Below are 23,834 nucleotides of genomic sequence, written 5' to 3' on the forward strand. Positions count from 1 at the left end.
TTCGATACGCACAACAACACGGTTTTAACGTCGTTTCATTTTAAAAATCAGGTTTCAAGACCTCTTTTTAGTATGCCCAAAATTTGGGTAAACAATAGCTCAATTAACTTTGACTTTTTTCAAACTTCCTCCATTTACATTCTATAAAAACTTTAACGAGTCATCTACTATAGTTATTATCATACCATAGATTAATACATTTAACACGTATTATTGTTTGAGTACGCTAGTCTTTTACAAATACTTCCACACAAAACAAAAAGGGAGTGGGACAAACTCTTTCCTCTTTATTCGTCATCCAATTGTTTTTGTTGGTGGGCGCGGGACAACCGCATCATCTCCGTATACCATTCTGTCAACGGCTGACGCAATGTCTCGTCATTGAGGTAGCTACAAACTTTTTCAATGACTTGAGCTTCACGGCTACTATCAAGAACCGGTAGACCATGTTCTTTCTTAATGGCTACAACCTCTAAAGCTGTCTGCATTCGTTCTTCAAATAAACGCACCAATTCTTTATCAATCTGATCAATTTTTTCTCTTTGTTTTGATAACATAGTAACATTCTCCTATTTCTCTAAAATGACTACCCCAAGTGGATAGAAAATAGCAATGGCTGATAGGATACACCAGATGAGCATCCAACAACCAAAAAGAAACGTGTCGCGACTATTCGTCCAACCTGTACCAATCGAAATCGCGACATAAGGCATGGCTGGAGCTGTCACAAAGGCAAGTGAAGCCATAAAACCAATCGCACAGCAGATAACTGCAATATTGGCTGAAAATTGGGTTCCTGCCGATTGGAAAATCGTCAGAGCCATGGTTGTCACGACAGAAACTGTCACCAGATTAGAGGTGAAGTTGGTCTGAATACCTGCCCAAACGACAAAGAACACCACCATTAAAACTGGACTAAGCCCTACCACAAACGGTGATAGTTGCTCATTCAAGACAGCAACAACACCTATTTTTTCATTTGATAAAACCGTTCCTAGAGCCAAAGTTGAACCAACTAAGAGCATACTTGGCCAGTGTACTCCCTTTGAAATGGCTTCTGAAATTGTTAACAATGGTTTCCCATCTACGTGTAGCAAGGCCAACACAGCTGTCATAAGTAGTGGTGGGAACATAATACCAGCTTGTTTAAAGAAACTAGCAAATGCAGGAAATGCACCTGCTAAAATCTCAGGAACCAGCCACATAACTACCATGCCTAAAAAGAGCCCAACAATCCAACTTTCTCGTTTGTCAATCGGATCCAAATCACTCAAACTATTCAGTTCTTTCAACTGAATCTCCTTTGTATCGATTTTGAACAAGAAGCGAATGGATAAAAGCAAGATGAGAAAGATAGCTAGACCTGCCGGTACAGCAAATTGCATGTATTGTAAATTGCTGATGGCCACCTTGGACATAGCCGAATATAGCCCCATAGCTGTGATAGCAAAGACATGGTTAATTGGTGTCATGGCTGTCCCAATCGCAATTGTAATAAACATGGCAATCAAGAGATGAGAAGCTGACTTATCCCCTTTTTTCCATCCAAATTGTAGGCAGATTTCCTCAAAAAGAGGTAGCAGGAACATAAAGATTACTGTCGGTGAAATCACGCTACTCAAGATAAGAACGACTCCTAAAAAGGCAATGATGAAGCGTGATGGGCGACTCATTGCAAATCGACTATGTACTACTTTTGATGTAACTCGTTTTAAAAACGAAGTCTGATTCAGGGCATAGGTCATCACAAAGGTAAACAGTAAAAATACAAATGTTGTATTCCCAAAAGACCACTGTGAAACCTGTCCATAAGTGATTTCTGGAATCAGTCCGAGACTAACCAATGTTAGCAAACTCGGCCAATCTGTTGCCACAAACAACCATAAAATCAAACTTCCAACTAAGGTTGCAAGAGCAGCAAAAGTCGGGCTAGATAAGCCAAACAACTGCCAATCCAAAGCTGTATTGAGAAAAGAAACAATCAAGACTCCCAATCCCAACATCGTGCTCCATTCTTTCTTTTTCCACTGCATATTCTCATCTCCTATTCCTATAAAACTTATCCATGTCCAAAGGCTGTCGCAATCCGCTCACAGGCTTCTTGAACCGTTTCAAATGGTGCTGCTGCGTTAAAACGAGCATGGTATACGCCTTCCTTACCAAAGGTGATACCGTCATTTAAGACCACACGCGCTTCTTTTCTCAACTTGTCCTGAATTTCCTCATGACTGAGAGCATAAGCTGAAAAATCCAGCCATAAGAGATAGGTCCCTTCTGGCTTCATCACCTCAATTTTGGTCTGGCTTGATAAATACTCAACGACAAAGGTAATATTTCGCTCCAAGACAGACCTCAATTCTGTCAACCAAGGCTTCCCATAGCGAAAAGCTGCTTCTGTCGTTAAAAGACCTAAGGCTGAGATTTCATGCTGATTATTGCGCAACTGTTGCTTGGTAAATTTCTTTCGCAAGCCCGCATTTGGAATCAAGGCAAAGCTATTTTTTGTTCCTGCAATATTAAACGTTTTGGTTGCAGATGATAAAATGATGCTAAAGTCTTCAAAGGCTTCATCAACAGTATGAAAAGGTACGTGATGGTGTCCAAACAGGGCTAAATCTTGGTGAATTTCATCTGAAATCAGTAAAACGCCATATTTTTGACACAAATGACCAATTTGTGCCAATTCTTCCTTGCTCCACACACGGCCACCAGGATTGTGTGGACTACAAAAAATATACAATTTTACCTGGTGATCGATAAAGTCTTTTTCCAATTGCTTAAAATCCAACTCAAAATGGCCATTTTTCTTGATTAGAGAATGACTTACCAGCTGGCGTTGATTGAGCTTCACGGTACGAGCAAAAGGAGGATAAACAGGCGTATTGATGAGAACAGCATCTTCTTCCTTGGTAAAAGCCTGAAGCGCAACCGAAATCGCAGGAACCACGCCGTCAATCAGCACAATATCCTCTCGATCCACTTCATAGCCATGCTCTACCTTTTCCCAATCGATAATGCTCTGATAGAGATCATCGCTGGCATAGGTATAGCCAAAGATATGATTGGTGGCGTATTGCATAACTGCTTCTCGAATTTCTGGTAAAGGAAGAAAATCCATATCGGCTACCCACATCTGAAGAAGGTCTGGATTTTGCTCACTACTTTTCCATTTCATTGAATGCTGTGCCAAACGATTCGGACATGTTGTAAAATCAAATCTTCCCATATTCGTCCTCCAATGCCTGTTTCAAATCATCAATTAGATCCTCTGCGTCCTCAATCCCAATAGACAAACGGAGCAAATCATCTGTCAAGCCGTAGGAATAACGAACTTCTCTAGGGATATCTGCATGCGTTTGGGTCGCTGGATAGGTAATCAAACTTTCCACACCACCTAGACTTTCTGCAAAAGTAAAGACTTTTAACTGATTTAAAATGGTTGGGATTTTCCACTCATCTAAGACCTTAACGGATACCATGCCACCTTTTCCTGTATAGTAAACCTCGCGAACGGCTGGTGATCGCCGTAAATAATCTACTATTTTCTGAGCATTTTTGGTAGAGCGCTCCATGCGCAAGGAAAGTGTTTTAAGACCTCTCATGAGCAAATAAGCGTCAAAAGGAGATAGAGTTGGACCGGTTGTGTTCTGGTCATAAAAGAGCTTGTCATACAAGGCTTGGTCATTGGTTATTAGCACACCCGCTAGAACATCATTGTGACCTGATAAATATTTGGTAGCCGAATGAAGCACCACATCAGCTCCTAGAGGGATTGGATTCTGATAAATAGGACTATAAAAGGTATTGTCCACGATGAGCTTTGCACCGTGGGCATGCGCTACTTCCGCGACCCTGACAATGTCAAATTCCACCATTAAAGGATTTGTCGGCGTTTCAATAAATACATAGTCAGTTTCATCTGTAATCTGATCCAACAATTCCTCCTCATGAGTAGCATAGGAGAACGTAAAGCGTCCATTTGCTTCTTGTTCATTGAACCAACGGAAACTACCGCCATATAAATCTCTAGCAGCTACAATCCGGCTCCCAACTGGAAAACCACTAAATAGCAAGACCAACGCGGCCATACCAGAACTTGTAACCAAGGCATAGTCCGCCTGTTCAATAGCCGCTAGTGTCTTCTCCAAATTGGCCCGTGTTGGATTTTTAGTCCGTGTATAATCAAAGCCAGTCGATTGACCAAATTCAGGATGTTGATAGGTCGTTGATAAATGAATCGGTGATACCAAGGCACCTGTCTTTTCATCTGCATTGATTCCAACATGCGCCAACAACGTGTCTACTTTATAATCTGCCATATCTTCCTCCCTTTATGAATATACTAGCTATTTTAGCATTTATTCGGAAAATTTTCACCAAAAGCTGGAAAAATGCCATAGTCTTTTTAGACCTATCGATATAGTTTCCTCTTATATCTTCTCTCTTTTACTTGTCAATCTTTCACAATCAGTTTACAATAGAACTATGATAAAACTAGAAACTGTATTACGTATTTTAAAAAACGATCAGAATTTCCGCCAAATCCTACACCGAGAACGTTATTTCTATAATTGGTCTGACGAGGAAGTCTTTCAGCAAATCAGCTATGATAGCCGCAAGGTGGATGAAAATACGCTCTTTTTTGTCAAGGGAGCGCAATTTAAGCGGGAATTTTTAGAAACTGCCATCGCACAGGGTCTCCGCTTTTACATCGCTGAAATGGACTACGAAGTCGGTATTCCAGCCATTATGGTAACAGACATCAAGCAAGCTATGAGTCTGATTGCCATGGAATTTTACGGTAATCCGCAGGACAAGTTAAAACTCCTCGCTTTTACTGGGACAAAGGGGAAGACGACTGCTGCCTACTTTGCCTATTCTATTCTCACTCAAAACTATAAGCCTGCCATGCTGTCTACGATGAATACAACTTTGGATGGGCAAACGTTTTTCAAGTCAACATTGACAACGCCTGAGAGCATTGACTTATTTGCCATGATGGCAGAAGCCGTTGCAAATGGTCGTACCCATCTGATTATGGAGGTTTCAAGCCAAGCCTATTTGGTCAAGCGGGTGTACGGTCTGACCTTTGATGTCGGTGTCTTTCTCAACATCAGCCCAGATCATATTGGTCCTATTGAGCATCCTAGTTTTGAAGATTATTTTTATCACAAGCGACTATTGATGAAACATAGCAGAGCTGTCATTTTAAATAGCGGTATGAATCATTTTCAAGTAGTGAAAGACCAGGTTCTGGATAAGCCACATGACATCTATGGTCCGCATTCTGATAACCGCATCGTGTCCTCTCATGCCTTTGACTTTGAAGCAAGCGGTATTCTCACTGGACACTACGATATTCAGCTGATTGGTCAGTTCAACCAAGAAAATGCCATCGCTGCTGGTCTTGCCTGCCTGCGTTTAGGAGCAAGTCTAGCGGATATTCACACAGGAATTGCGACGACCAGCGTTCCAGGCCGAATGGAAGTGCTCACACAGACAAACGGAGCTAGGGTTTTTGTCGACTATGCCCACAATGGCGATAGCATTCGTAAGCTACTTGAGGTTGTCCTAAGCTATCAAACAGGACAGGTTATTCTTGTCCTTGGTGCGCCTGGAAATAAAGGAGAAAGCCGCCGCAAAGACTTTGGTCTTCTCCTCAATCACTATCCTGATTTGCAGGTCATTCTCACAGCAGATGATCCGAATCGCGAGGATCCAACAGCTATTGCACAGGAAATTCAATCCTACATGGAGCGACCAAGCCAGATTATTGTAGATCGTGAAAGAGCTATTCGGACAGCCCTTTCTATGACCAGAACCGCAGCAGATGCTGTTATCATTGCAGGAAAAGGGGCAGATGGTTACCAAATTATCAATGATACCAAAGTCCCCTACGATGGTGACTTGACCATTGCCAAACGTCATTTAGCATAACTGCTACTCCTCATTCGTCATAAAACACAAGCCCCATTAGGATTTCTTACCTAATGAGGGCTTTTTACTATTTTGCTAGTCCAAAAATTCTTTTAAGGCTTCTTTTTCCTTGCTGGTCAATTCCCGATAGGCACCTACTTCAAGGTCATCTTCTAAGACAAAGGGGCCAAAGGCTATACGTTTAAGGTAGGTCACCTTGACTCCATAAGCTAAAAACATCTTTTTGACCTGATGAAATTTTCCTTCTGAAATCTGAATTTTTGCACGACTAAATGAAATATCCGCTGATTGAATCTCTAATAGCGCAGGTTGACAAACGGTTCCATCGAAAAACTGTATCCCCTTTTTGAAAAAAGTTACCGCATCAGGAGCTAAAAAGCCATTAACTGCCACCTCATATACCTTGTCCACATGGTACTTGGGATGCAACATGCGAAAGCCCAAGGGGCCATTATTGGTAATGAGCAGTAGCCCTTCTGTGTCCCTGTCCAGTCGCCCAATTGGATAGAGTCCCACTCGTCTATCTTTTTCTGCAATGAGGTCAATCACCGTCTGATGTGTGGCATCTGATACAGCAGATACGGCCCCAGCAGGTTTATTGAGCAGATAATAAACAGCTGACTCAAGTTCCACCTTTTTTCCACTTACCTCTATGACCTGCAAACCAGAATCCACAATTTGACTACCAGCCGTAGCAAGCATTCCATCTACCGTCACCTGCCGACTTTTTAGCAATGTCTTAATCTGCTTACGCGAGCCCAATCCCGCCTTTTCTAAACACTTATCTAATCGCATAATCTTATTGTACCATATCAAGAAGATACCTGCTTCGATGGATATATAGAAAAAGGCTGGACAAACTGCCCAGCCTTGGTTTTCTGTTCTTTTTTATTTATTTCAAACGTGAAGCAGCTTCTTCGTCTACAATCACGTAAACATTTGCATGATTTTGTAAAACACTTGCTGGAACGTCTTCTGTTACTGGACCTTGTATCATCTGATAAACTGCTTCTGCCTTACTTTCTCCATAAGCCATGAGCACAACTGTCTTAGCAGACATGATAGAGGCAATTCCCATCGAAATAGCTTGTGTTGGTACATCCTCTGCTTTTTCAAAGAAACGGCTGTTGGCCTCAATCGTTGACGGTGTCAAATCCACCACACGTGTTAAAGCACCAAATGATGAACCAGGCTCATTGAATCCAATATGACCATTACGACCGATTCCCAAAATTTGGAAATCAACTGGATTTTCTGCGAGTAAAGCATTGTAGCGCGCTACTTCTGCATCCAAATCTTCTGCCAAACCATTTGGTAAGTAAGATACCTTAAATGGTTTTTCATCAAATAAATGTTCCTTCATAAAGTAGATATAGGACTGGTCGCTTTCAACTCCAAGCCCCACATATTCGTCTAAGTTGACTGACACGAGATTTGAAAAATCAAGGTCACTTGCAACTACTTGCTTATAAAATTCAATCGGAGTTGATCCTGTTGCAAGTCCTAAAACCTTAGCTCCTGCTTTCAACTCTTCTTGGAGTAATTCAAAGGCTACAACACCGCCTTCGACCTGATCTTTAACACGAATAACTTTCATGTGAATCTCCTTTTCTTTTTGGTTTTGGTATATACCACTTTCTTTTATTATATTGTATAGACCAATTTTTGTCAAGACCTAACTCCTAATTTGTGTTATAATAAAATCATGTTTACCCTGATTATTTTTATTTTATTTATTATTGGAATTCTTCTGGATATCCTTGCCTATTTGATTAAGGAAAGAACCAGAATGTGGATTCCTTTATTTGTGGTCGGAAGCCTGCTGATTGCCCTTCCGATATTCGTATTGATTTATTTCTTAACCCTACCTGCAACGAACTGAGGAAACACATGAACACTTCTGACTTTGATTTTCACTTACCCGAACACCTGATTGCTCAGGTTCCTCTTAAACAACGAGATGCTTCTCGTTTATTGATTCTTGACCGTAAAAGGCAAACAATGGTAGATGCTCATTTCGACCAGATTATCGATGAATTAGAGCCTGGTGATGCGCTCGTCATGAACAATACCCGCGTTTTGCCAGCCCGTTTATACGGTGAAAAACCAGAAACTGGCGGACATGTTGAATTGTTGCTCCTAAAAAATACGCAAGGTAATCAATGGGAGGTTCTTGCAAAACCCGCTAAACGATTGAAAGTTGGAAGCAAAATCTCCTTTGGTGATGGCCGCTTGACCGCAACAATTGTTGAAGAATTAGAGCACGGTGGTCGTATTGTAGAGTTTGCCTATACTGGTATTTTTCTTGAAGTGCTAGAAAGTCTCGGAGAAATGCCACTGCCACCCTATATTCATGAAAAATTAGATGATCGTGAACGCTATCAGACCGTTTATGCGAAAGAAAATGGCTCAGCTGCTGCACCAACTGCTGGACTTCATTTTACCCAAGAATTACTGCAAAAAATAGAAGCAAAAGGCGTCAAACTTGTTTATTTAACCCTTCATGTCGGTCTGGGAACTTTCCGCCCTGTATCTGTTGATAATCTAGACGAACACGAAATGCATTCTGAATTTTACACCTTATCAGAAGAAGCCGCGGCTACTCTACGAAAAGTAAAATCATCTGGTCATCGAATCATTGCAGTGGGTACAACCTCGATTCGCACCCTAGAGACGATTGGAAATAAATTTGAGGGAGCTATTCAAGCAGACTCAGGCTGGACCAATATCTTTATTAAACCAGGTTATCAATTCAAACTGGTCGATGCCTTTTCAACCAATTTCCATTTGCCAAAATCAACCTTGGTCATGCTAGTATCTGCCTTTGCCGGACGCGAATTTGTCCTTGAGGCATACAATCATGCTATTACAGAAGAATATCGCTTCTTTAGCTTTGGTGATGCTATGTTTATCAAATAAATAAAAACCTCTCTCGCAAATTTGCAAGGGAGGTCTATTTTTCTCATCAACTAGCTAACTTAGAACGCTAATCATATTGTCGCAAGAAGTCTGATAATAGAGCTAGACCTGTTTTCAAGGTACTAGCTTGCGTACAGTAGCCCAAACGAGCATAGCCAGGCCGATCAAAGCGGTTGCCAGGCACTAATAAGACACCTTTTTCCTGCAATAGGCGCAGGCAGAACGCTTCGATTTCCTCAGGAACATCCAGCTTAATAAAGGAAACTGGAACAGCACTTGGATATACCAAACTGACACGCGGCTCTCCTTCCACCCAATCTCTGACTAGCTTCAAATTTTCTTCTACAATGGCTTGATTTCTCGCTAATACTGCATCTTTATGCTGTAACACATAGCTTGCAAGAGCATCATCCACTACCCCTGCACAAATCATAGTATAATCGCGGTATTTCCTAAACAAATTGGACAACTCATCATTTGCCACAACCCAACCTACTCGTAACCCAGCAACAGAATAAGTCTTTGACATACTGTTAACCGAGATACCTTTTTCATACAAATCCACAATAGCTGGCACATCATAACGCGAATCCAAAGGTTTATAGACTTCATCAGATAAAATATAGGCTCCCACTTCTTGAGCAATAGATACAAGCTCCTCTAAAAATGGGCGTTCCATGACTGCACCTGTTGGATTATTGGCATTATTGATGCAAATCATCTTAGTATCTGGACGAATTAAACTTCTTAGCTCATCCAAAGAGGGCAACCAGCCTTTCTCCTCATGAATCTGCCAAAGGGAAACTTCTGCTCCTAGCGATTTCGGAATATCATACAACTGCTGATAACTAGGATACAGCGAAATCACATGATCCCCTTTTTCAATCAAGGCGTACAGAGTCAAATGATTGGCTCCTGTTGCTCCATTTGTCTGGAGGATTTGGCTCGTTGCTACATGTTGATATAATTTTGCTACCTCCTCCTTAAAGGTAGGCGAACCTTCAATCCAGCCATAATTCAACTTCTTCTGTAACAATTCTTCCAGAAATTCTTCCTGAGAAAGTCCGCCCAAGGCTAGCACTTCTGTAACTGTCAACGAGTCAATCGAACTCCCAGCAATATCATAGACTGCTTGCTTTTCCCAATCATTTAACCATTCTTCTACACCAAATGCCGCAATCTCCATACCAATTCTCCTCTCCAAAGAACTTATCACTCTAGTTTATCATATTTATGCAGAAAATGATTAAAAAAACAGTCCACCGGACTGTTTTATTGATCGTTCACATTTTATTTTGCTGCTTGGTACAATTCGTTGACCTTGTTCCAGTTGATGATTTCGAAGAATGCTTTGATATAATTTGGACGAACATTGCGGTAGTTTAAGTAATATGCATGTTCCCACACATCAAGCGCTAAGATTGGTGTCAAACCATTCATAATTGGTGTATCTTGATTTGCAGTTGAAACAATTTCTAATTGACCTTCTTTATTGACAACCAAGAATGCCCAACCTGATCCAAAACGAGTTGTTGCTGCCGTTGTAAAGGCTGCTTGGAATTCGTCAAATGAACCAAATGTAGCGACAATCTCTGCTGCCAATTCAGCTGGAACTTCTGTTTTTTCTGGTGACAATAATTCCCAGAAAAGAGCATGGTTCAAATGACCACCCCCATTGTTAATCAAGGCTTGACGAATATCTGCTGGGATGTTTTCCACGTTTGACAGCAAGGCTACCAAGTCTTCACCAATTTCAGGGTGTTTTTCAAGGGCTGCATTTGCATTCGCAACATAGGTTGCATGGTGCTTATCGTGGTGCAGTGTCATTGTTTCTGCATCAATATGTGGCTCAAGGGCATCATAAGCGTATGGTAAATCTGGTAAAATAATTGCCATATTCGGCCTCCTTTAATCTTCTACACTACTCATTTTACCGCAATTTAAGAGCCGTTTCAATTTTTTTGTCTGAAATCATGCATTGGCAATTTTGATTAAAGCAAGATCAAACAGGTAATTCTTCTCAAATAATCCTTGCTTGATTTGATAGTCCGTTTCAATCAAGACTTGTATTGCTTTTTTGAGAAAAGAAAGAGTGAGCGGACGCGAATCTCGCAAGGCAAACTTTACTTGAAAAGGATTGATTTTTCGACCGACTATTTCTGATAATGTTGCAACAATCTGCTGTTCTCCTTGCCCTTCTTTTTGCAATAACTGTACCTGTAAAAAAAGGCGGAATTGATTAAGCAATATCGCAATCAATTTGATTTCATCCTCGCCTTGCAAACGCAAATCACGGACTAATTGCCTAGCTGGATCAATCTTCCCTTGCAGAAGAAGTTGACTCATATCAAATACATTATCCTGTAAGGTCTTGGGAATAGCTTGCTCAATATCGTCTAAACTAATCTGGCTACTGCCCTTATAGGACTGTAAAAAAGAAAGATTTTTATGCATCTCAGCAAAATCAAGATTCGATTTCATCAGGAGATGTTCAAAGACTTGATTCTCCAAGTTAAGGCCCATTTCTCTCGTTTTTTGCATGAAAAATTGCCGAAATTCTACTTCTTTGAGAGCAGTTGCTTCCAACACAAGACCATCTCGTTTTAAGAGTTTGACTAGACGGCGTTTGCTATCTAATTTTCCAGCGGCAATAATGATCAAATGGGTTGTTTCAACTGGCTGAGCAAGATACGTCTCAAATTGCTTGAGCTCATCATCACTTAAATAGCGTTTCTTATCTGTCGTCACATCCGAAAAATAATCCAGAATAACAATTTTTTCATCAGAGAAAAAAGGCAAGGATACCAAATCAAGTTCCACCTGTCGATAGGCTACCTCTGACATATCAAAATAGGCATAGCTCAAATCACTACTATCAAAACTAATTTGTTTCAGCAACGCTTCTTTGGCCAATTGAAACTGGCCAACATCTTCTCCTGTTAAGACTGTCAATAAACCTAATCTTTCCTTGCTTAATTTCTGAATTTCATCAATAACGATCATAGCTTCCTCGCATTTCTTCTCTTCATTATATCAGAAAAAACGCCCGGTGGACATTTTTTCACAAACCTAACAACCAGAGCGAGAAAAACAGTGGAATGAAAGAGGAGATTGTTCTGAAACACGACTACCACTATTCTATCATGATGGAATCTCTTTCACAAATGGGAGTAGATTGCAAACAGTTATCTCCAAAAATAAAATTTACGAAAAATATCAATTCCATTGAAAACAAAATCACGGAAAAGTACTATATCAACCACAACTAAACCCGTTGAGACCAGCAAGAAAACCAAAATTCGATTCGACAAAAAAGCTTGCATGAGATGATTGACAGAAACAAGAACTATTTCCAATCCTATAATTCCTAAAAACATCCAGCACAGATAGTGAAGATTTGGCACAAACTGTACCCAAATATTTTCCTCTTTTAGAAAATGTAAAAAAAGACCCTGTTCTTGATGTGACATCGCAATAATGCCATCCTGCCATGCTCCAATCCCATGAACTATAGATTGCACGACAAAAATGATCATACTGAACAAAACCGTTGTCACACAAGCAATCAGTAGACCTTGCCACCATTTCTGAAGCAAAACTCCTCGTAATGACACTGGTTGCGTACAGTGAAAAAACCATGTTTTTCCTTCCACCTCAACTGCTTTTCCACGACTGCCTAACCAGACTGCCAACATCATAATACAAAGATAAAAAGGTCCATCTACAAAGGTTCTCAACGTTCCTACACCCGAAAAATCTCTCGAAACTCCCCAAGCAACATCTTCTACTGGAAAGTTTGCATCATTGGTAGCAAACCGATTTTCCAAGTCTTCAATAATGATTTCCTTCCCTCTTCTACTTACAGGAGCCCCAGCTTTTTCCACCTGTTCCCAATAATAGCTACTCATCTCATATCTGCTCTGATAACGCCGTAAATTCTCCAAAGTGCGAGTTGCGCCAACATCTCCCTCATAAAAGGCTGTCTCTTCTCCTTTTAACAACGTTTTCTGAACAAACTGCAGATAGTCCCTATAAATACTTGGGAGTTTTTTCTGATTTTGATAATAAGCCTGATAGATTCGGTTGAAAAATTCCTGCTCTTTTTCTTGCATCTTACGAGTCGTAACCAGTTTATCCAAATCATTTTTATAAGAATCATCTGCTTGTATCAGCTGTCGGTACTGGTCGATTTTTGCATCTATTTCTCGATTAATGAACTGTTCTCTCTTACTAAATGTCGCAACTAGCTCCAGACTTTCCCTTTCTTCCTTTACTACCTGATTTTTCTGAAAAGTTGTCATAATGGAAAAAAGCACAGCAAGTAGTAAAATCCCCATCCCCCAATAAGATAGGGAAGGTGTTCGCCGATACTGTAACCATTCAAAAGACCACGAATGAGATAAATCGGGAGTTTCAAATTGCTGTTGCTGAGACATAGAGAGTTTAAGTCGCCTCTTATCTGCAAACAGATAAAAAAAGATGAAACTAAGTAATTCTATCAATGCCAAGCCATCAAGTTGCAAAAAAACGGTCCGCAAATCAGCCTGATGAAGAAAAACAGGAGCTGATAGAATTGTTGAAAAACCGCTAGCACCTTCTGATGCGCCTGCAAGGAAAAATACTAAAAAGCTAGCACAAGCTAAAAAAACTATATCTTGCCTGAATGTATATGTCAAAATAGCAACGATTAACCTTAGACCGATTACTATTATGAACCAGATAGTACATAGACAAAGCAGGTACAACCAAAGAGGAATGAGTTTACCTTGTCCAACAAGTTCCACCGGCTCCAAAAAAGTAGACCACTGACAATAGCCTTTCACTAGACCATGTCCTACCATACTCAGACCACTTATCGCTAACACCACCGTTGACAAGAAGACACTAGCTAGTATCCGCCGAATCTCCTGCGAGCTACAACTGTCTACTTGCACAAGCTGCCAGCGTTGATAGGCTTCTCTGCGGTCAAAGCTCTGAAAAATGAGAAAGAAAATGCCAACTAAACAAATTCCCCCAAACGAAAAGAGTTGTTCGACAGATTTTTGAAGCATTCTTCCTGTAGACCAGCCTTTCTGTTCGGGTTCATCAGCTAGACTGTATTTTACCAGCCAATCATTCCAAACTTTCTTGTGCCGCACTTCTTCCTTGGTCAATGAACCAAACTGCCGAAATGTTCCTTCATATTTCCCAACTAGTCGTTCCAAATCCTGATACATCTGCGTACGATGGCGAGGAATTCTATCGAATGTTTTCTCTTTTAAGGCATGTTTAAGCGTCTCAACATCACTTAGAATTCCAGCTTTTAGCACCTGTTCCTCTGACTGTTCATCAATTTTTAGATTTGTGAGAACAGTACCGATATTTTCCAGCTCTATTGTATAAGCTGAAACATAATCATTCTCGTTTTTCTCCCTATGAAAAATAGGAGAAAGCATTAGGCCAATACTAAGAAAAACGAAAAACCAGTAGATACTAGAAGAAAAGATTTTTTTCATCTCAAACCATAGTTTCATCAGGATTCCTCCTCTCTGGTACATAGAGAGTTCGATACAAGCTCTCCATATATTCTGATGTTTTCGATAAGGATTTAACTTTAGAAGCAGGAATTCGCTGCAAAAACGGTAGTATATTTTCTTCTACAGTAAAGACTCCCCACATTGTCTGCTCTACTCGTTGGACTAACATAGTTGGAAACAGATTCAAAGCCTGCCTCAACTCAGGGCAATCTTCCACCAGTAACTGATAATCATAGTCCAGCGTTCGTATTTCTTTTTCAATCAACTGGGTATCCTTTAAAAAATAAATCTGATGGGTTAATTTCTCAATTTCAGACAAATGGTGTGACGACAGGAGGATAGCCGTTCCTTTTTCTTGCAGTTCCAATAAAATCTCTCGCTGTTGAATAATATTTGTCGGATCAAGACCTACATGTGGCTCATCCAACAGCAACAGTTTAGGTCTTGGTAAAATCGCCATGACAAATAAGAGCTTTTGCTTCATCCCCATAGAATAGCTAGCAACTCGTTTTTTAACATAATGACCAATCCCTACTTGTTCAACCAACTCTTTCACTTCTTGCTTAGAAATCTGGTGCAGTTTTGCCACATAGCTGAGATGATCATAGCCTGTTAATTGGGGATAGAGGGATGCTGTATTCAGCATAAAAGCCAGATCATGAAAAATCTCTTGTGTTTGGTTTGATCTACCATTGATAGCCACATGTCCCGTGTCTGGTTTTTCCAAATTTGTTAGAATATTCAGCAATGTCGACTTTCCGACACCATTTGGCCCCACCAAAGCAACCAATTCCCCAGCCTTCACATCAAAAGAAACATACGACAAGACCTGGTGACTACCATAACGCTTTGAAATATCTCGAACTTTTAACATATCAACCTCCTATGGAAAAGAGGAGCGCACCTGCTCCTCTCCCTATCATTCAAAAACTGGAGCAGTTCGGGTAACTCCAAAATTTGTATCCTCAATAATACCAACATATCGGTACTGAGGACGTCCTCTTATTATTCTCTTATCCCCTGTATTTTCAAAACGTACAGGAATATTAAAACCATTCGCATTTTGCATAATACGTGTAAAGGAATATTGATCAAAGCTTTCCCAAGTATAAATAACTCTGGAACGGGAAAGTGTACCATACTCAGCAGTTGATGCATTTGTCAGCAATGAATCTGCAGATACTGCTATAGTAGCAGAAAGACTACTTACTAGAGCTAATCCAAGTAAATATTTAATACATTTTTTCATAAGAAGTTCCTCCTATTTTTAATAACTAGTGCAATCTCCCCCAAAATAATCATCTCTCCTTTCTATTAAATGAGAGATTTCCACTGTTATGTTTACTAAAATAAAACTCTTCCTTTCGAATCATGATGTACAAATTTTTACTACAGTATATTCATATCATTCTTCAACTAATAGTATAACACAAAAAGAATGCGCTTTCAAGTTATACTATCAATAAATTTGCATATTTTTAATGAGAATTTTTCAAAATAAAATAACTTCAACTAACATTCTCAATTTCTCCATCTTTTCAAAAGTCTGAGTATTTTATTTTTGAAACACGACCTAACGACTCACACACGTCATCTTCTGCGTAAATAATCCCCTGCTTTCCAAGACGAGCAGGGGATTGTATAAATTGTAACTTTATAATTGTTAAATAATTCAATAATAAGATGTTTTTTATACATTTAACATTTGATAAAACTGCAATTTCATTTATTTTCCAGATATACTCATCTACTTACCTCACCGTCTCGATGCTCCAATTTTTCCAACCTTTAAAGCGAATGGCACCCTGCTCATCGGTCCGAAATATTCGTATCTTCCTCTCTTCAAATCGGGCTAAGGTTTCCTGATGAGGATGTTTATAGCGGTTCTGTTTCCCAGCTGAAATCAAGGCAATTTTTGGCGAAATATGATCAAGAAATTCTGGATAGGACGAGCCTTTTGAACCATGATGCCCTGCTTTCAATACATCAACTGGTAAGTTCGGATAGGTTTTGACCAACTCCAACTCCCCTTCCTCTAAATCACCTGTAAAAAGAAAGCGCGTCTGTAATACATTTCCATACAAAATCACTGAATCATTATTTCCACCATCTCCTACCTTAGAGGGATAAAGCACCTCTAAAAAACGATCAAAAATCGGTATCTTGTCTCCTACTCGGGCAACATGGACAGGAACGTTCAGCCCCTTCAATGTCTCTACAAAATCAGGGACTGTCAGACTCCCCTCAGATACATAAATGCAGCCAATGTCTACAGCCTGCGCAACTTCTACCAGGTCTCCCACATGGTCTGTATCCGTATGCGTCAATACCAATGTGTCAATTCGACTCACACCTCGGCTATGAAGGTAGGGAATTAACGTTCGTTCTGCATTTACTTGCACATTTTTTTCTTGCCAGCCTTCTTTGGAAGCAAAACTTACCTTCCCTCCAACATCAATTAAAACCGTTCGACCACGCATGTCCCGTAAAAAGATGCTATCGCCCTGCCCAATATCTACCACTGTGACTTCATTTTCCAAGGGATGCTTAACAACGAAAAATAACAGAGCTGCTAAGCTAATGAGAACGAAACGCCATTTACGGTTCTGATAGGCATCATACATAAGGAGCAAAACTGCTAGTAAAATGACCAATAGCACTGCTGTCGGTTTCCCAAAAATCAATGGTTTAAATCCCAGACCTGCAACCCACTGGATGCAGCTCTCCATCCAAACAAAGAAAACATTGACCTGCGTCATCTGTATCAGTGGCGCTAGCAGAAACACGATGCTGAGGCCTGGTAAAAGAACAACATCAAAAACAAAGGAAAAGAGAAAAGTCAGGAGGATAGACAAGGGTTGAAAACTGTAAAAATAATACAACAACAAAGGTAAAATCCCGACTGAAATCGCCAAACTCTCTACTAACACCTGCTTATAATGTGGCAGTTCCTCAAAATCAAATACCGTCAGCAAAAAGGCATAAGCAAAACTCAAAACACCTCCAGCCGTTAATAGAAAATACGGCATAAGCAAGAAAGATAGAACAATCGTACACGCCATATTGTCTAATTTCGTAATGCCAAGATTTGCTAAGATTTTCTGTAAGAGAGAACGGTTGACCGAGACTGAAAATCCTGTTAAGCCAGCATACACAAGGGAAAAGGGAAATTGCAACCAATCGACTACTTCCTTTCGCACACCACAGCGCAAGAAAAGATAGCGAAATTTATCCACAAAGAAACCTACCTGCATACCTGATAAGGCAAATAAATGAATAATCCCTAGACTAGAATAGAGGTCATTCATCTGGTCAAATTCCTTGTCCAACTCTCCGAATAACAACCCAGTCATATAATGTCGCATAGGATTTGGAAAATGCTCTTTGATATACACCAGTGCTTTTCGCCGAAGTACAGATAACCAATCTAAAGGATTCCAAGAAAGACGCTTTTGTATTTTTGTAATTCGGCTAATCTTGACCGTCCGATAAATCCCCTGCGTTCTCAAATAGTCCCGATAATCAAATCCATTAAAGTTCCGCTGAGCTTCTGGTTCAGATACTGTTGCTTCTACCTCTAAGCCTACCAGGCTTGACAGGCTCTTGAAATATGCCTGCTCCTGCTCACTTTTTAATTGATAAAAAACAGTATACAAACGCCCTGATGATGTTGCTCGAAATGTAAGACTATCTCCATTGACTTGAATGGTGTCTGGCTTGACCAACAGTTGACTAACTTCTGTCGGAGCTGACGCTTCATCCATTACCATTTTTGCCCGTTGTAAGCCGAACAAGAGGAAAAAACAACCCAAAATCGGAAGCACTTGATACCAGACTTTTCGCCCCTGTCGAAACCAGAGTAGCAGCAACAAGCCCACTATCATGAGCACAGATAAAAAAGATAAGCGGTACATCGCAAAATAGAGAGCCAAAAGCAAAACAGCTAAATGGATAGGAGCAATAGACAAACGCTTAATCAACTGTGACATACGGACGAATATTCTCCAAGCTCTTAGTACCAATACCTGAGACATTTTTTAAATCATCAACCGACTGAAAGCGACCATTACTTTCGCGATAGGCAATAATATCCGCAGCACGCTTAGCACCGATGCCTGAAATCGTCTGCAGGTCTACTTCTGTTGCAGTATTGAGATTGACAAGGCTTCCTTTTTCACCCTTATCTCCGTTTGCTGGTGAAGTGGTTACAGCAGGAACAAACGAAACGGCTTCATCCTTGGTCGCTACATAAACAACTCCTTCATCATTTAGTTTTTGAGCCAAATTGATAGACTTAGAATCAGCTGCTTCTGTCAAACCTCCTGCTGCTTCTACAGCATCATGGATGCGGCTGCCTGCCGACAAATGGTAAATGCCTGGTTTCTTGACAGCTCCTTTGACATCTACAACCAGCTGCGATTCTGAGGGTGAGCTAGAAGGTTGTTCGACAACTTGCTCACTGCTACTTGCTAACTCTGTTAAGCTAACTTGCTCTTCTGTATGAGCTGTTTGTCCTATCAAAAACACAGTCGCTATCACTGCTACTATCCCAGACGGTACTACAATTTGCCATTTATAGTCATGCAAAATCTGTATCCATTTTTCAATCATATTCTTACCTCCACTTATTTATTCGCAAAGAGAAGTGAAAAAAACTCGTTCAGGACGAGTTTTTGATTATTTACTGATCTAAATTAGTAGTTGGTTGCCAGACAAAACTGGCAAGGTAACTAAAGAGATAAGTCAAGCTTAGAACCAATGCGACTAGAATCAATACTGGAACACGATAGATAAAAGTCCAGTAGCCCAAGCGTTTCTTGCTGGTTTGGGCAGCACGTGCTAAAGCATCCAAGCGATTAAATTCTGACTCAATCCGATGAGTGACTTCTGCAATCCCTGCATCGTCAAGGCGTTTTACATCCGAAATATCAATTGGATTACCAAAGGCAACGTCGATTCGGTCTCCTAATAAAAGATTTTTCACGGTCATCGGTCCAATATAGGTGGCAGGCATAATTTTAACTTTCGCTGTCTTCGCAATGACAGCAACCCCCCCTTTTAATTTAGTAGAATGACGGGTTCCAGAAGGAAACATCACCAAGGAACGGTTGCTCTTTTTCAACATCTTGACAGGATATTTAATAGCCGCGGTTCCTGGATTATCTCGGTCAATGGGAAAGGCTCCACACTTGCTAATCCACCAGCCAAATCCACGATCCTTGAACAATTCTTTTTTAGCCATAAAAATAAATTGTTTAGGAGCTGAAGCATAGCCTAAAAAGACTGGATCCCAGAAGGTTCTGTGCGGCGCTACCAAAATGTAATTTTCATCCTGTGGTAGAATTTTTTCCCTGTCATGATAGTGAATATTGCCGTTGACAGCCCATAATAAAAAGACTAATAAACTGCGTAAGTAGGAATAAAACATTATACTCTCCTTTGCTGAATTCTCTTTAATTATACCATATTTTGAAGGTCTGAAAAGATTTTTCATCCGCTGTGACAATTGTGTTATAATAGTTCCATGGTAAATCACACTTTGCAAGCTGGAGAACGCATTGATCAACTGTTCTCCACAGATGTTAAAATTATTCAAAATAAGGAAGTTTTTAGCTATTCGATTGATAGTGTTCTTTTATCACGTTTTCCAAAACTCCCTAAAAAAGGACTGATTGTCGATTTATGTAGCGGAAATGGTGCTGTCGGACTCTTTGCATCCACTCAGACCAAGGCGAAAATCACTCTGATTGAAATCCAAGAACGATTGGCAGATATGGCTCGGCGCTCTATTGCCCTCAACCAATTAGAAGAACAGGTCGAGATGATTCATGATGATCTTAAACACTTGCTCAACCATGTTCCACGTTCACAGGTTGATTTAATTCTTTGCAATCCACCTTATTTTAAGGTTGAACAACAGCCTAATCTGAAAGCTAGTGAACATTATCTATTAGCCAGACATGAAATCACGACCAACTTAGAAGAAATTTGTGCGGTAAGCCGCCATGCCCTCAAATCAAATGGACGACTAGCTATGGTGCATCGGCCAGAGCGCTTCCTTGAAATTATTGATACTATGAAGGCTTACAATCTAGCACCAAAACGAGTTCAATTTATCCATCCCAAGGTAGGTAAAGAGGCCAATATGCTGTTGATTGAGGCCATTAAAGACGGTTCTTTAGAGGGATTGAAGATTTTGCCACCGTTAATTGTTCACCAAGAAAACGGAAACTATACCGCAGAAATCGAGGACATTTATTTTGGAAAAGGCTAAACATTACATGTACGTCGTCAAATGTGCTGATAATACCCTGTACACCGGCTATACGACTGATATTGCCAAACGAATCGCCACTCACAATAGCGGAAAAGGAGCCAAATACACCCGCCCCCAGAGTCGCAGACCAGTTGAGTTGCTCTATCACGAATCCTTTCCCGATAAGCCAAGCGCCATGTCAGCAGAAAGTCTCTTTAAACGCAAAACACGGCAGCAAAAATTGAATTATATTACAGAAAACCTCACTCCCAATAAGGAGTGAGGCTTTTTTACCTTCTTACATAGGTATACGCTACACAGTCTAGCTCATCTACTGCCTTAAATCCTAAGGATTCGTAGAAAGCCATTGTCTTTTCTTCTCTGCCTGTCAAGAGATGCAGTTGGTAAATACCATGATAACTGGCTAAAAGCATTTCCATCAGGCTTCGCCCGATGCCCCTTCGCTGATAGTCTGGTAAAACTAGAATATCTTGTACAAAGAGAATGGAAGCACCATCTCCCACAGCTCGCAACAAGCCTACGAGCTTTTCTTGATCAAAGGCTGCAATAACAAGTAGGCTATTTGCTAAGGCCTGTTCTAACATCTGAGGTTGATCTGTATAACCGGTCCATTCTACTGCTCTGTACAATTCAAGAACAGATGTCATATCTAATTTTGCTTGTTTCACATAAGTAATCATCATCTTCTCCTTAACTTTTATAGGATGTCCGATTTACGGCTATGACGATAACCTTTTACTGCGACACAAATGCTCCAAATAATCGCTACACCGGTAAACATCACTAAGGCAATTACTGAAACAATTGGAGCAAAGAAAAGGCTGATGAGGATGGCAAGTCCGCCTCCTATAAATAGATAGGCCGTTTTCCTTCTATCTGCTAAGGCCTGAGAGGTCATACCTACCACAGCTTTTGGCGTGTAATTCCCCATAATCAAATATACTCCTGCTAACAAAGCGACGACTAAACGACGATTATCTATCTGATGACCTAAATGATACACCAAAATCATCACCGTTATAAGCGTGGTAATAAGAGGCGTGAACCATTTAGCCACCTTAACAACGGGAATCTGACCATTTTTAGTAACATCAAGAACAATGCACAAGAAAATATGAAAGAAAAAAGCCAGTAAAGGAGTAAAAATCAACGACATCCATTTATCGCTCATTTGATTTGGACTATTCTCCACTCCAAAATGAGTATGGAGCACAGCAGGTAATTGTCCATAGTAAAGGGCGACAAGAACCAATGGTATCAAGAAAAGAGAGCTTGTCACCAGCAGTAGTTTCCAATCAATTTTTTTCATCTTTTTCTCCTCCAAAGCTAGCAATCCAAACCAGCACTTCTTCAAATACGGTGTAATTTAAGTGATAATAAATAAAATTTTTTTGCTTTTCTTCTAGAATCAAGCCTGCCTTTTTCAACACTGACAGATGATGTGAGACTGTTGCGCCACTCAAGTGAAAGAGTTCTACAATCTCACCAGCCGACTTTGGACCTGCCTTTAAACTATCCAAAATCTGCCTACGAATTGGCGCAGAAATCGCTTTCAATGTTTCTGATAAGCCCATATTGTCTCCCTTCGCATAATATTTAGAAATATTTCTAAATAGAAGATTACTCCTTTTACGCTACATTGTCAATAGTTATTTAGAAAAAAATCGAAATAGAATGCAAAAACAATCCCAACTATTTTAGCTGGGACTGGTACTATGAACTATTTGACAAGGCAATTAGATTCAGTCAAGATAAGAATCTAATTTCAGATTAACTGGGTGCGTCAGTTGAAGAAATCCACTGGATTAACCTCGCTGTCGAATTTCTAGGCTCGGGCTAAAATAATGCACTGGATTAACCTCACTTTTGTATTTCTAGGTTCGGGCTAACATAATCCACTGGATTAACCTCACTTTCGTATTTCTAAGTTCGGGCTAACATAATCCACTAATTTGTTAAGATAAACTGGTCCACTGGACCAGTTTATTAGACTGAAGACAAACTAGTCGAGAGCCTGGTTTGTCTTTTTGATTTCTGTGTTATTTTTGAAAAAGATAGTCTAGAAGAGTGGTTTAGGGCAAAATAAAAAGGCCTTCCCGCCATCATGTTGACCAGTTTTTTGAGATTTAAGCATGCCAAAGTCAGCCCAACTTTATCCTCCATTTTGGACTTGCCAATTTCTCGTGTATATCTGAGGTTGTGGTACTCCTTAGCCGTCCCAAAGAGTCGCTCTATTGTTTCTTTGCGCTTCTGATAAAGTTCCTTCATCCCTCTTTGATGGCGGATATCTTCGCAAATTTCTAGACAATCCTTCCAAATGTGCCGTGTGATAACCTTTTGATGGTTTCTACTTTCGGTGCAGACTGATAATAGTGGACAAGCTGCGCAAATCTTAGGATCACTCTTATACTCCCGGTACCCTTCTCGTGTGGTAGTACGGTAGGCCAAAACCTGATTTTCAGGGCAAAGGTAACAATCAAAGTGTTCATCGTAAGGACGAAGTTTTCCCTGAATCCCTCTTGGTCTGGTATAAGGAAAAACAGGCGTGATATTCTTGTCTAAAAGAAATTTAGCTATACTGGGTGTTTTATAACCTGAGTCAGCGATGAGAAATTGTGGGGTAAAAGGTTCAAGTTTGGCAAAGAGTACAGGAAAGGCCTGGCTGTCATGGACATTGCCAGCCTCAATACTATAAGCTAAAGCCCAACCATGCTTGTCACAAGCCACCTGAGCAGAATAGGCAAACACTTCCTTATGTTCGCCCTTATGAAACCAGCCACTCTCTGGATCAGTCGTTGACACTTTCTTTTCCTTACCCTCGCTTTTTGTGACGGGCTTTAACGACTTTTTTGCGTGTTTCTTCCTATCCAACTCAATCTCAAGTTCAAGTTGGTCACTCATAAATTTAGCCTGTTGCTCAACGATTGCCTTACGGTACTTGTGATTGTTCGCAGCTGCCTTAATATGAGTGCCATCCACGAAAATCTCACTGGGGTCAATTAAGCCAGCAGTCAAAGCTTGATTGAGGATATGACTAAAGATCGCAGAAATGACCTGTTTGTCTTGGAAACGCCGACTGTAATTCTTGCCATAGGTTGTGAAATGAGGCACCTTATCTTCCAAAGTCAACCCAAGGAACCAACGATAAGCGGTATTCACCTCGATCTCTTTCATCGTTTGACGCA

General features: G+C 40.4%; 23 protein-coding genes. 4 read left to right on the plus strand and 19 right to left on the minus strand.

Annotated features, from left to right (window positions below; translation table 11 throughout):
- Positions 1 to 287: 287 nt before the first annotated feature.
- The 4 genes from ABPH35_RS05865 to ABPH35_RS05880 are packed head-to-tail and all read right to left on the minus strand — an operon-like array spanning position 288 to position 4,319.
- Complete coding sequence (locus ABPH35_RS05865; protein ID WP_349989087.1) at positions 288 to 557, minus strand: chorismate mutase; 270 nt, start codon at positions 555 to 557, stop codon at positions 288 to 290.
- 12 nt (positions 558 to 569) lie between these two features.
- Positions 570 to 2,033: an SLC13 family permease gene (locus ABPH35_RS05870; protein WP_349989089.1), complete on the minus strand. Its 1,464-nt coding sequence runs from the start codon at positions 2,031 to 2,033 to the stop codon at positions 570 to 572.
- 26 nt (positions 2,034 to 2,059) lie between these two features.
- Complete coding sequence (locus ABPH35_RS05875; protein ID WP_349989090.1) at positions 2,060 to 3,226, minus strand: MalY/PatB family protein; 1,167 nt, start codon at positions 3,224 to 3,226, stop codon at positions 2,060 to 2,062.
- The gene (locus tag ABPH35_RS05880) at positions 3,213 to 4,319 is read right to left on the minus strand and encodes a cystathionine gamma-synthase (protein ID WP_349989091.1); all 1,107 of its coding nucleotides are present in this window, start codon (positions 4,317 to 4,319) and stop codon (positions 3,213 to 3,215) included. The genes ABPH35_RS05875 and ABPH35_RS05880 overlap by 14 nt, the downstream gene beginning before the upstream one ends.
- Positions 4,320 to 4,485: 166 nt before the next feature.
- Between ABPH35_RS05880 and ABPH35_RS05885 the strand changes: the two genes are divergently transcribed.
- The gene (locus ABPH35_RS05885; RefSeq protein WP_349989092.1) at positions 4,486 to 5,937 is read left to right on the plus strand and encodes a UDP-N-acetylmuramoyl-L-alanyl-D-glutamate--L-lysine ligase; all 1,452 of its coding nucleotides are present in this window, start codon (positions 4,486 to 4,488) and stop codon (positions 5,935 to 5,937) included.
- A 75-nt stretch (positions 5,938 to 6,012) separates the two neighbouring features.
- On the opposite strand, the gene ABPH35_RS05890 is transcribed toward ABPH35_RS05885, so the two are convergent.
- Both ABPH35_RS05890 and ABPH35_RS05895 read right to left on the minus strand, forming a co-directional pair.
- Positions 6,013 to 6,732, minus strand: a complete 720-nt coding sequence (locus ABPH35_RS05890; RefSeq protein ID WP_349989102.1) for a 16S rRNA pseudouridine(516) synthase — start codon at positions 6,730 to 6,732, stop codon at positions 6,013 to 6,015.
- A gap of 97 nt (positions 6,733 to 6,829) precedes the next feature.
- On the minus strand, positions 6,830 to 7,534 hold the full coding sequence (locus ABPH35_RS05895) for a glucosamine-6-phosphate deaminase (RefSeq protein ID WP_349989093.1): 705 nt from the start codon (positions 7,532 to 7,534) through the stop codon (positions 6,830 to 6,832).
- Positions 7,535 to 7,827: 293 nt separating this feature from the next.
- On the opposite strand from ABPH35_RS05895, the gene queA reads away from it, so the two are divergent.
- Entirely contained in the window at positions 7,828 to 8,856 is a 1,029-nt protein-coding gene (queA, locus tag ABPH35_RS05900) for a tRNA preQ1(34) S-adenosylmethionine ribosyltransferase-isomerase QueA (protein ID WP_349989094.1), read from the plus strand.
- 67 nt (positions 8,857 to 8,923) lie between these two features.
- Here queA and ABPH35_RS05905 read toward each other — a convergent pair whose 3' ends face one another.
- The 9 genes from ABPH35_RS05905 to ABPH35_RS05945 all read right to left on the minus strand — a co-directional run bounded on the left by ABPH35_RS05905 (position 8,924) and on the right by ABPH35_RS05945 (position 19,800).
- On the minus strand, positions 8,924 to 10,042 hold the full coding sequence (locus tag ABPH35_RS05905; RefSeq protein WP_349989095.1) for an aminotransferase: 1,119 nt from the start codon (positions 10,040 to 10,042) through the stop codon (positions 8,924 to 8,926).
- A gap of 104 nt (positions 10,043 to 10,146) precedes the next feature.
- A complete protein-coding gene (gene sodA / locus ABPH35_RS05910) occupies positions 10,147 to 10,752 on the minus strand; it encodes a superoxide dismutase SodA (protein ID WP_349989096.1) in 606 nt (201 codons plus the stop codon).
- Between the two features lie 75 nt (positions 10,753 to 10,827).
- Positions 10,828 to 11,859, minus strand: a complete 1,032-nt coding sequence (gene holA, locus ABPH35_RS05915; RefSeq protein WP_349989097.1) for a DNA polymerase III subunit delta — start codon at positions 11,857 to 11,859, stop codon at positions 10,828 to 10,830.
- 182 nt (positions 11,860 to 12,041) lie between these two features.
- The gene (locus ABPH35_RS05920; protein ID WP_349989098.1) at positions 12,042 to 14,369 is read right to left on the minus strand and encodes a hypothetical protein; all 2,328 of its coding nucleotides are present in this window, start codon (positions 14,367 to 14,369) and stop codon (positions 12,042 to 12,044) included.
- Positions 14,353 to 15,246, minus strand: a complete 894-nt coding sequence (locus ABPH35_RS05925; protein ID WP_349989099.1) for an ABC transporter ATP-binding protein — start codon at positions 15,244 to 15,246, stop codon at positions 14,353 to 14,355. The genes ABPH35_RS05920 and ABPH35_RS05925 overlap by 17 nt, the downstream gene beginning before the upstream one ends.
- A gap of 45 nt (positions 15,247 to 15,291) precedes the next feature.
- Positions 15,292 to 15,621: a hypothetical protein gene (locus tag ABPH35_RS05930; RefSeq protein ID WP_349989100.1), complete on the minus strand. Its 330-nt coding sequence runs from the start codon at positions 15,619 to 15,621 to the stop codon at positions 15,292 to 15,294.
- A gap of 502 nt (positions 15,622 to 16,123) precedes the next feature.
- The gene (locus ABPH35_RS05935) at positions 16,124 to 18,361 is read right to left on the minus strand and encodes a DNA internalization-related competence protein ComEC/Rec2 (RefSeq protein WP_349989101.1); all 2,238 of its coding nucleotides are present in this window, start codon (positions 18,359 to 18,361) and stop codon (positions 16,124 to 16,126) included.
- Positions 18,345 to 18,983, minus strand: a complete 639-nt coding sequence (locus tag ABPH35_RS05940) for a helix-hairpin-helix domain-containing protein (protein WP_368849651.1) — start codon at positions 18,981 to 18,983, stop codon at positions 18,345 to 18,347. The genes ABPH35_RS05935 and ABPH35_RS05940 overlap by 17 nt, the downstream gene beginning before the upstream one ends.
- A gap of 70 nt (positions 18,984 to 19,053) precedes the next feature.
- Complete coding sequence (locus ABPH35_RS05945; RefSeq protein WP_349989620.1) at positions 19,054 to 19,800, minus strand: lysophospholipid acyltransferase family protein; 747 nt, start codon at positions 19,798 to 19,800, stop codon at positions 19,054 to 19,056.
- A 96-nt stretch (positions 19,801 to 19,896) separates the two neighbouring features.
- Here ABPH35_RS05945 and ABPH35_RS05950 point away from each other — a divergent pair, with 96 nt between their 5' ends.
- Positions 19,897 to 20,646, plus strand: coding sequence for a tRNA1(Val) (adenine(37)-N6)-methyltransferase (locus tag ABPH35_RS05950; RefSeq protein ID WP_349989619.1), 750 nt, complete (start codon positions 19,897 to 19,899; stop codon positions 20,644 to 20,646).
- A gap of 7 nt (positions 20,647 to 20,653) precedes the next feature.
- Positions 20,654 to 20,911, plus strand: a complete 258-nt coding sequence (locus ABPH35_RS05955; RefSeq protein ID WP_349989618.1) for a GIY-YIG nuclease family protein — start codon at positions 20,654 to 20,656, stop codon at positions 20,909 to 20,911.
- Positions 20,912 to 20,918: 7 nt separating this feature from the next.
- Here ABPH35_RS05955 and ABPH35_RS05960 read toward each other — a convergent pair whose 3' ends face one another.
- The 4 genes from ABPH35_RS05960 to ABPH35_RS05975 form a co-directional block, all read right to left on the minus strand.
- Entirely contained in the window at positions 20,919 to 21,329 is a 411-nt protein-coding gene (locus tag ABPH35_RS05960) for a GNAT family N-acetyltransferase (protein WP_349989622.1), read from the minus strand.
- 17 nt (positions 21,330 to 21,346) lie between these two features.
- Positions 21,347 to 21,958, minus strand: a complete 612-nt coding sequence (locus ABPH35_RS05965) for a DUF1648 domain-containing protein (RefSeq protein WP_349989617.1) — start codon at positions 21,956 to 21,958, stop codon at positions 21,347 to 21,349.
- Positions 21,945 to 22,223, minus strand: coding sequence for an autorepressor SdpR family transcription factor (locus ABPH35_RS05970; protein WP_349989616.1), 279 nt, complete (start codon positions 22,221 to 22,223; stop codon positions 21,945 to 21,947). Before ABPH35_RS05970 ends, ABPH35_RS05965 begins: the two co-directional genes overlap by 14 nt.
- Before the next feature lie 412 nt (positions 22,224 to 22,635).
- Positions 22,636 to 23,834: IS1182 family transposase (locus ABPH35_RS05975; protein ID WP_368849652.1), on the minus strand; the 1,199-nt coding region annotated here is incomplete at its 5' end.

It is taken from the genome of Streptococcus handemini (assembly GCF_040984445.1).
Taxonomy (GTDB): Bacteria; Bacillota; Bacilli; order Lactobacillales; family Streptococcaceae; genus Streptococcus; species Streptococcus handemini.

Bases quoted from the DNA above. Each gene is read 5' to 3' on its own strand.
- ABPH35_RS05865 (WP_349989087.1), bottom strand. From the start codon at position 557: ATGTTATCAAAACAAAGAGAAAAAATTGATCAGATTGATAAAGAATTG.
- ABPH35_RS05870 (WP_349989089.1), bottom strand. From the start codon at position 2,033: ATGCAGTGGAAAAAGAAAGAATGGAGCACGATGTTGGGATTGGGAGTC.
- ABPH35_RS05875 (WP_349989090.1), bottom strand. From the start codon at position 3,226: ATGGGAAGATTTGATTTTACAACATGTCCGAATCGTTTGGCACAGCAT.
- ABPH35_RS05880 (WP_349989091.1), bottom strand. From the start codon at position 4,319: ATGGCAGATTATAAAGTAGACACGTTGTTGGCGCATGTTGGAATCAAT.
- ABPH35_RS05885 (WP_349989092.1), top strand. From the start codon at position 4,486: ATGATAAAACTAGAAACTGTATTACGTATTTTAAAAAACGATCAGAAT.
- ABPH35_RS05890 (WP_349989102.1), bottom strand. From the start codon at position 6,732: ATGCGATTAGATAAGTGTTTAGAAAAGGCGGGATTGGGCTCGCGTAAG.
- ABPH35_RS05895 (WP_349989093.1), bottom strand. From the start codon at position 7,534: ATGAAAGTTATTCGTGTTAAAGATCAGGTCGAAGGCGGTGTTGTAGCC.
- queA (WP_349989094.1), top strand. From the start codon at position 7,828: ATGAACACTTCTGACTTTGATTTTCACTTACCCGAACACCTGATTGCT.
- ABPH35_RS05905 (WP_349989095.1), bottom strand. From the start codon at position 10,042: ATGGAGATTGCGGCATTTGGTGTAGAAGAATGGTTAAATGATTGGGAA.
- sodA (WP_349989096.1), bottom strand. From the start codon at position 10,752: ATGGCAATTATTTTACCAGATTTACCATACGCTTATGATGCCCTTGAG.
- holA (WP_349989097.1), bottom strand. From the start codon at position 11,859: ATGATCGTTATTGATGAAATTCAGAAATTAAGCAAGGAAAGATTAGGT.
- ABPH35_RS05920 (WP_349989098.1), bottom strand. From the start codon at position 14,369: ATGAAACTATGGTTTGAGATGAAAAAAATCTTTTCTTCTAGTATCTAC.
- ABPH35_RS05925 (WP_349989099.1), bottom strand. From the start codon at position 15,246: ATGTTAAAAGTTCGAGATATTTCAAAGCGTTATGGTAGTCACCAGGTC.
- ABPH35_RS05930 (WP_349989100.1), bottom strand. From the start codon at position 15,621: ATGAAAAAATGTATTAAATATTTACTTGGATTAGCTCTAGTAAGTAGT.
- ABPH35_RS05935 (WP_349989101.1), bottom strand. From the start codon at position 18,361: ATGTCACAGTTGATTAAGCGTTTGTCTATTGCTCCTATCCATTTAGCT.
- ABPH35_RS05940 (WP_368849651.1), bottom strand. From the start codon at position 18,983: ATGATTGAAAAATGGATACAGATTTTGCATGACTATAAATGGCAAATT.
- ABPH35_RS05945 (WP_349989620.1), bottom strand. From the start codon at position 19,800: ATGTTTTATTCCTACTTACGCAGTTTATTAGTCTTTTTATTATGGGCT.
- ABPH35_RS05950 (WP_349989619.1), top strand. From the start codon at position 19,897: ATGGTAAATCACACTTTGCAAGCTGGAGAACGCATTGATCAACTGTTC.
- ABPH35_RS05955 (WP_349989618.1), top strand. From the start codon at position 20,654: ATGTACGTCGTCAAATGTGCTGATAATACCCTGTACACCGGCTATACG.
- ABPH35_RS05960 (WP_349989622.1), bottom strand. From the start codon at position 21,329: ATGATTACTTATGTGAAACAAGCAAAATTAGATATGACATCTGTTCTT.
- ABPH35_RS05965 (WP_349989617.1), bottom strand. From the start codon at position 21,958: ATGAAAAAAATTGATTGGAAACTACTGCTGGTGACAAGCTCTCTTTTC.
- ABPH35_RS05970 (WP_349989616.1), bottom strand. From the start codon at position 22,223: ATGGGCTTATCAGAAACATTGAAAGCGATTTCTGCGCCAATTCGTAGG.